This window comes from Aeromonas tecta (assembly GCF_000820185.1).
GTDB lineage: Bacteria > Pseudomonadota > Gammaproteobacteria > Enterobacterales > Aeromonadaceae > Aeromonas > Aeromonas tecta.
Genome location: NZ_CDCA01000011.1, coordinates 117,037 through 117,461, shown reverse-complemented (window position 1 = coordinate 117,461; position 425 = coordinate 117,037). Strand labels below are relative to the sequence as shown.

The 425-nt window shown below is 67.1% G+C and carries 1 protein-coding gene; it reads right to left on the bottom strand.

From position 1 onward, the window contains the following. Positions 1 to 60 precede the first annotated feature (60 nt). Positions 61 to 425, bottom strand: a 365-nt coding sequence (locus tag BN1137_RS03190; RefSeq protein ID WP_157433611.1) for an NTP transferase domain-containing protein, incomplete at its 5' end; no start/stop codon positions are given.

The window sequence follows — 425 nt, the reverse complement described above, 5'->3', positions numbered from 1 at the left end:
GGGTGGTCTTGCCGGTGCCGCTCCAGGCCACGAAGCCGAGCAGGGGCAGTGGGTTGTCCATCATGCTTTCTCCTTGGTGACATCGTTGCCATTTGCCCGCAGCCGCGCCTCGTAGGCGGCCAGTTCGGCCGGATCATTGAGATTGATAAAGGCATCGGGTTGATCGACGAAGGGCACCACCGCCATCCGGTGGCGGCCAAACCAGCAGGCTATCTTGCGCTCGCCTTCTGCCAGTGCCTGGCGCAGGGAGGGAAGCAGGGATCGGTGCAGCAGGGCGACCACGGGTTGCAGATGGCTGCCGTCGTGGGCCACCACCAGCTCGGCGTTCGGCTCTGCTGCCAGGGCGGCGCGAAAGCGGTGCATCAGATCCCGCGGCAGGCCGGGGCCATCGCAGGGCACGAACAGCACCCAGTCGTGGCGGGCGG